This window comes from Blastomonas sp. (assembly GCF_041747255.1).
Lineage (GTDB): Bacteria > Pseudomonadota > Alphaproteobacteria > Sphingomonadales > Sphingomonadaceae > Blastomonas.
Map to the genome: position 1 here is coordinate 1 of NZ_JBGTFM010000109.1, position 6022 is coordinate 6022.

At 61.4% G+C, this 6022-nt stretch carries 4 protein-coding genes and 2 pseudogenes; 1 reads left to right on the forward strand and 5 read right to left on the reverse strand.

Annotation, left to right across the window (positions count from 1 at the left end; genetic code table 11):
* A pseudogene (locus tag ACEW8G_RS03790) lies at positions 1-974 on the forward strand (DNA mismatch repair protein MutL); the annotation flags it as partial.
* Positions 975-1011: 37 nt separating this feature from the next.
* Here the strand turns inward: ACEW8G_RS03790 and ACEW8G_RS03795 are convergent.
* The 5 genes and pseudogenes from ACEW8G_RS03795 to ACEW8G_RS03815 form a co-directional block, all read right to left on the reverse strand.
* Entirely contained in the window at positions 1012-1476 is a 465-nt protein-coding gene (locus ACEW8G_RS03795; RefSeq protein ID WP_373487117.1) for a MaoC family dehydratase, read from the reverse strand.
* A 42-nt stretch (positions 1477-1518) separates the two neighbouring features.
* Positions 1519-2736, reverse strand: a complete 1218-nt coding sequence (locus ACEW8G_RS03800; RefSeq protein ID WP_373487118.1) for an ectonucleotide pyrophosphatase/phosphodiesterase — start codon at positions 2734-2736, stop codon at positions 1519-1521.
* Positions 2737-2771: 35 nt separating this feature from the next.
* Complete coding sequence (locus ACEW8G_RS03805; protein WP_373487119.1) at positions 2772-4322, reverse strand: alkaline phosphatase; 1551 nt, start codon at positions 4320-4322, stop codon at positions 2772-2774.
* A 96-nt stretch (positions 4323-4418) separates the two neighbouring features.
* A complete protein-coding gene (gene ychF / locus ACEW8G_RS03810) occupies positions 4419-5519 on the reverse strand; it encodes a redox-regulated ATPase YchF (protein ID WP_373487120.1) in 1101 nt (366 codons plus the stop codon).
* A 182-nt stretch (positions 5520-5701) separates the two neighbouring features.
* Positions 5702-6022 (reverse strand): annotated as a pseudogene (locus ACEW8G_RS03815) (short-chain dehydrogenase/reductase); the annotation flags it as partial.

The window sequence follows — 6022 nt, forward strand, 5'->3', positions numbered from 1 at the left end:
GCGACCGGCACCCGGTGGTGGCGCTGTTCCTTGATCTGCCGCCAGAGTTGGTCGACGTGAACGTCCACCCCGCCAAGACCGAGGTGCGCTTTCGTGACGCTGCGATGGTGCGTGGTATGATCATCTCAGGTCTGCGCCGCGCGCTCGACGAAGGCGGCTTCCGCGCCGTGCAGCGCCCGGCGGAAGGCGCATTGTCGCACTGGCAAAGCGAGCCACAACTGCCGCCTGCGCCTGACATGTTTGGCGGCGCGGCCATCCCGCTCGCCCTCGGCGCGCTCAACGAAACACAGTTTCTGTCCGACGCAATAGTTGCCGAACGCAGCCAGCCGTTCGTCAGCGCCGCGCCGATGGGACGCGCGGAACCTGCCTATGCGCCGGTGCCGATGGGGGATCGCTATCCGCTCGGCATCGCACGCGGCCAGATCGCCAAGACCTATATCGTTGCCGAGGCCGAAGACGGCCTGGTGATCGTCGACCAGCATGCCGCGCACGAACGGCTGGTGCTTGAGCGGATGCGCAAGGCCGCGGATGGCGGGGTGGTTGCTTCGCAGGCGCTGCTGATTCCCGAGGTGGTCGAAATGGACGAGGTCGCCTGCGACCGGATCGAGGAACGCACCGGAGAGCTTGCTGAATTCGGGCTTGAGCTCGAACGCTTCGGCCCGGGCGCAGTGCTGGTCCGTGCGGTGCCCGCGATGCTGGGCGGCGGCGATACGAAGGGGCTGGTGCAGGACATCGCCGATGAACTGGGCGCGTTCGATGCGGCGCTGTCGCTCAAAGAACGGATTGATCTGGTCGCCTCGACCATGGCCTGTCACGGATCCGTGCGCGCAGGGCGGGTGCTGTCGGTCGCGGAGATGAACGCTTTGCTGCGCGAAATGGAGGTCACCCCGCACTCAGGCCAATGCAACCACGGCCGCCCGACCTGGGTCAAGCTGGCGCATGGCGATATCGAGAAGCTATTTGGGCGTAAGTGAGAAGAGGACGGCCTGCAACTGACTGACAAAGTCGCGCTTAATCCTCAATCGGAGCATCCGGATCACGCACTCTGATCAGGCCATTGCTTTTCATCGTCATCACTGGCTCATCATGCTGGTTAAGCACAGTGAGGTTGGATTTGAACAGGCCCATGTCGGGGCGGTTTTTTGATCGGCGCTTTTCGGTCACTGTCGTTTCCACGCGCAGGGTATCGCCCGGGAATACCGGTTTGACCCAGCGTAGCTCGTCGATCCCGGGTGATCCGAGCCCTGCCTGCTGATGTTTCTTGAGATTCTCGACCAGCATCGCCATGGTGATAGCGCAGGTATGCCAACCGCTGGCCGACAGCCGCCCGAAATGGGTCTTTGCCGCTGCCTCGTCATCAAGATGAAAAGGCTGTGGGTCATATTTTGAGGCGAACTCGATCACCTCCTCGCGGGTGACCATGTAATGGCCAAAGCTGTCCGTCGAGCCCGGCGCGATGTCTTCATAATAGATCATGACAATACGTTTCGGTTCGCAACCTGAATTTTGCAAGCAAAATTATTGGGCAAGCAGTCCTGCTAGCGTCGCAGCATTGCCATCGGAGGGCAGGGCCTCGATACCAGCGAGTCTTGCGACCAGCGGATAAACATCAACATTGTCAAACAGCGGCAGGCTGGCGGTTGGCTTGATTGACGGGCCAAAGGCCATGAACAGGCCGTGCATGTCAGAATTGTTGGGGTCATAGCCATGCGCGCCGCCCGTCACTGGATAGCGCGGCGGGCCGGACAGGATCGTCCAGCCGTTCGACGCGATGCAGATGATCGCAGCAACGCGCGGGTTCTTGCCGTAATGCAGGTGCGCAGGCAGGTCCTCCTTGCGGTAGCATGACATATGTTCGCGCGGCTGCAGCAGCGCGTCGTACACGCGGCTGTCAGTACCCGCCGATGGTTCGATGGCCGCATATGGCCCGGCCTCAACCGCGATATAGCTCGCCCGGTCGATGATATCATCAAGCTGGATGACGCGGTCCTCGGCAGTCTGTGCCATGCCGTGATCGGCCGTAATGACGAAGTTGGCGCTGCGCCCCATTGCGTCCAGCGCACGAACGAGATCGCCGATGCGCTGGTCGATCTCGGTGATGGCGGCGTCCAGCTCGGGCGAGCGCGCGGGACCGAAGCGGTGGCCCATGGTGTCCACTGTATCGAAATATAGCGTGATCAGCTGCGGGCGGATGTCTGCCGGGCGCCGCATCCAGTCGAGCACCGTATTGACGCGCTGTTCATTGGTGATGTTCTGGTCGAAGCGCATCCAGTCGCTGGGCCGCACCATAGGCCCTGTCGCAGGGTTGCCGCTGGCCACCTCGCTGCCCGGCCAGAACATTGTCGCAGAGCGCACTCCGGCCTTCTCCGCCGTGATCCAGATCGGCTCGGCCTCGTCCCACCAGAACGGATCGAGCGCCTGTTTGGGGTCACCCATGCTGAACACTAGGCCGGGGCGGCGCGGGTCAATCATGGCATTGCCGACGATGCCGTTGCGGTCCGGGCGCTTGCCGGTGACGATGGTATAATGGTTGGGGAAGGTCTTGGTAGGGAAGCTTGCGCGCATCGCTGCTGCAACGCCCTTCGCCTTGAGCGCAGTTAGGTTGGGCGTCAGCCCCCGGTCAAGATAATCGGGCCGCATCCCGTCAATCGAGATCAGGATGGTCGTCGGCTTTTCGGTTGGTTGCGCGGCTGCAGGCAGGCCCGCAAAGACCGTCGCCAGAAATATGACTGACATGAAGCGGCAGAGTTGTAATGTGAGGTCCATATCGATCAGATTCCCGTCATGCGCGCGCCGGGCACACCGTGCGCGATTTCAGCAGTGGCGCGCCGCTTCAGGCTGTTTGTGGGGGTGGTGACCTTGTCGACGACCTGGATATGGCTAAGCCAAGCATCGGGGGTCACCTCGCACACCACATAACCGCGCTGGTCGTTGACGAACTTCAGCTCGGGATTGAATTGCATGAACTGATCGCTGCCTGCGCGCAGATCCGATCCGTCACCGCCACTTGATATCGACGTCGACACGATCTCGGTACCCACCAGTCGGTCACGATGAACCAGATCGCCGACGAAATTCTGATGCTCGTCACCAGTGAGCACGACGACATTGCCAAGCCCGCTCATCCGCGCCAGCATTCGCTGACGGGGCACCTCATAAGCGGCCCAGCTGTCCATATTGGCGATACGGGTGTCTTCATTGGCGGCACGCCTGCGGTCAAGGCTCATCATCATGATCTGCTGCGCGAGGCAGTTCCATCGCGCCTGGTTGCCTGAAAGGTTTTTTGCCAGCCAGGCCTCCTGTTCCGCCCCCAGCACCTGTGCATTCGTGTCTCTGACGCCATCGCACAGCGGCTTGAAGCCATCGTCGCACGGCTGGTCGGTCCGATATGAGCGCGTATCGAGCAGCTGGATTTCTGCCAGATTGCCAAAGCGTGCGGTGCGATGGAAGCGACCGGAACCAAAGCGCGGCATGTTGGCCTTGCGCACCGGCATATGTTCATACCATGCCTGCAGGGCAGCCGCGCGGCGCAGCTCGAACGCATCGGCAGGCGATCGGCTGCCACTGACCCCAGCAACCCAGTTGTTCTCGATCTCGTGATCGTCAAACGTCGGGAAAAAGCTGTGGGCTGCGTGGGCCCGCTGTAAATCGGTATCGCTCTTGTATTGCGCATAGCGACGGCGATAGTCGGCAACGTCATAGAGCATCTGGCCAACGTGCTGGCGCACCGGCACCTGGAGACCGCCGCCAAAATAATTGGCGCGGGTCGGGCTGCCGCGATATTCGTAGATATAGTCGCCATAATGAAAAACAAAGTCGAGCTCTTCGCGGGCCAGATGATTGTAGGCGCCAAAATAGCCGTCCTCATAATTCTGACAACCGACCACCCCGAACTTCAACCGGTTAACCGTAGCGCCGACTGCGGGCAGTGTGCGCGCCTTGCCCGAAAAGCTGCGTTCACCGCCGGCGGAGAACCGATACCAATAGGGGCGGTTGGGCTGTAATCCACCGACTTCGACATGCACTGCATGCGCCATTTCTGGGCGAGCGACGACGGTGCCGTTCGCTACAATAGTGGCAAAGCGGTCATCGCTGGCGACGTCCCATGTTACCTCCATCGGCACCATGACCATGCCGCCATGCGCTTCGAGCGGGTCCGGGGCCAAGCGTGTCCAGATAACAAAGCCGTCGGGCGCCGGATCCCCAGAGGCGATGCCCAGCGCAAACGGAAAGGTGCGGAACAGGCTCTGCGCGCGCAAAATCCCGGGGGCCGCGATCAGGCCCAATGGTGCTGCGGCAACAAACAGGCGGCGGGAAAGCATCTGGCAATGTCCTTTTGGCAGGATCGGGTCGATACTGCTTAGGCATCAAGTCTGGCAATTCGATGACAATGGGGCCAGTCAAATTGCCCCGTCAGGTCAGACGTTGAACTTGAAGTGCAGCACATCGCCATCCTGCACGACATATTCCTTGCCCTCCTGGCGCAGCTTGCCTGCATCGCGCGCGCCGCTTTCGCCGTTCAGCGCGATATAGTCATCATAGGCAATGGTCTCTGCACGGATGAACCCGCGTTCAAAATCGCTGTGAATTTCGCCCGCAGCTTGCGGGGCCTTTGATCCCACGCCTACGGTCCACGCGCGCGCCTCCTTGGGGCCGACGGTGAAGAAGGTGAGCAGGTGAAGCAGTTCATATCCGGCGCGAATCACCCGGGCGAGGCCGGTCTCGGTGAGCCCGATGTCAGCGAGAAACTCCAGCCGCGCCTCCATGTCCATGCTGACCAGCTCGGCCTCGATGGCAGCCGAAACGACCACCGCCTCGGCGCCATCGGCCTTTGCCTTTTCGAACACCCGCGCGCTGAACGCATTGCCTTCGGCCGCGCTGCCCTCATCGACATTGCACACGTACAGGACGGGCTTTGAGGTAAGCAGTTGCGCCTGCGCGAGCACACGCGCCTCTTCTTCGTCGGACGCTTCGGTGAGCCGCGCGGGCTTGCCTTCGCGCAGCAGCACAAGCGCTTTGCCGAGCACCGATGCACCGATCTTGGCTTCCTTGTCGCCCTGTTGCCCGCGCTTGACGAGGCCGGGGACGCGCTTTTCAAGGCTCTCCAAATCGGCCAGCAGCAGTTCGGTTTCCACGGTTTCAGCATCCGAAACCGGATCGATCTTGTTTTCGACATGCTGGATGTCATCGTCCTCAAAGCAACGCAGTACATGGACAATGGCATCGACCTCGCGGATGTTGCCAAGGAACTGGTTGCCGAGCCCTTCGCCCTTTGACGCGCCACGCACCAGCCCGGCAATATCGACAAACGCCAGCTGGGTCGGAATAATTTTGGCGCTGCCCGCAATCGCTGCCAGCGTGTCCAGTCGCGGATCGGGAACCGCGACATTGCCGATATTGGGCTCAATCGTGCAGAATGGATAGTTCGCCGCCTGTGCTGCCTGCGTCTCGGTCAGCGCGTTGAACAAGGTGGACTTGCCGACATTCGGCAACCCGACAATACCGCATTTGAAACCCATGGAATGTCCCAGCCTGAATGAATGGCCAGCGAGGACGCTGGCGGTGGCAGCGCCTTAGAGCGTTTTCACTTTGAGCGAAAACGCTCTTGTCTTTTGATGCCGCATTTTCCGAGTCATTGACCGTAAACGGTCAATTTCAAAATGCTCTAGCGGGATTGGGCGGGCAATTCCAGTGGTTGCAATCAGCTGACGTTGTGCACCGCCTTCACCCAAGGGCCATAAGGCGACCCACCCAGCATCTGCACCTGCACCTCGGCTGAAACCTTGTTAATCGCCTCCTGCGGCTTGCCACCGGGATGCACGGCGCGGCGCAACGGGCGTGTGCCTCCGGGCATGGCGATGATCTCGGCGATGGCGCGCGGCACGTCGGCCGGAGCCGTGCTGCCGACGAGCGCGCTCTCGCGCAGCTGGAATTCCGGATAGCCGGCCTCCAGCGCGTCGGGCGTGCGGTCGAGCAATTCGCGCGTCAGGCGGATGCGGTTCGGCCAGACCTGGGTCGGATA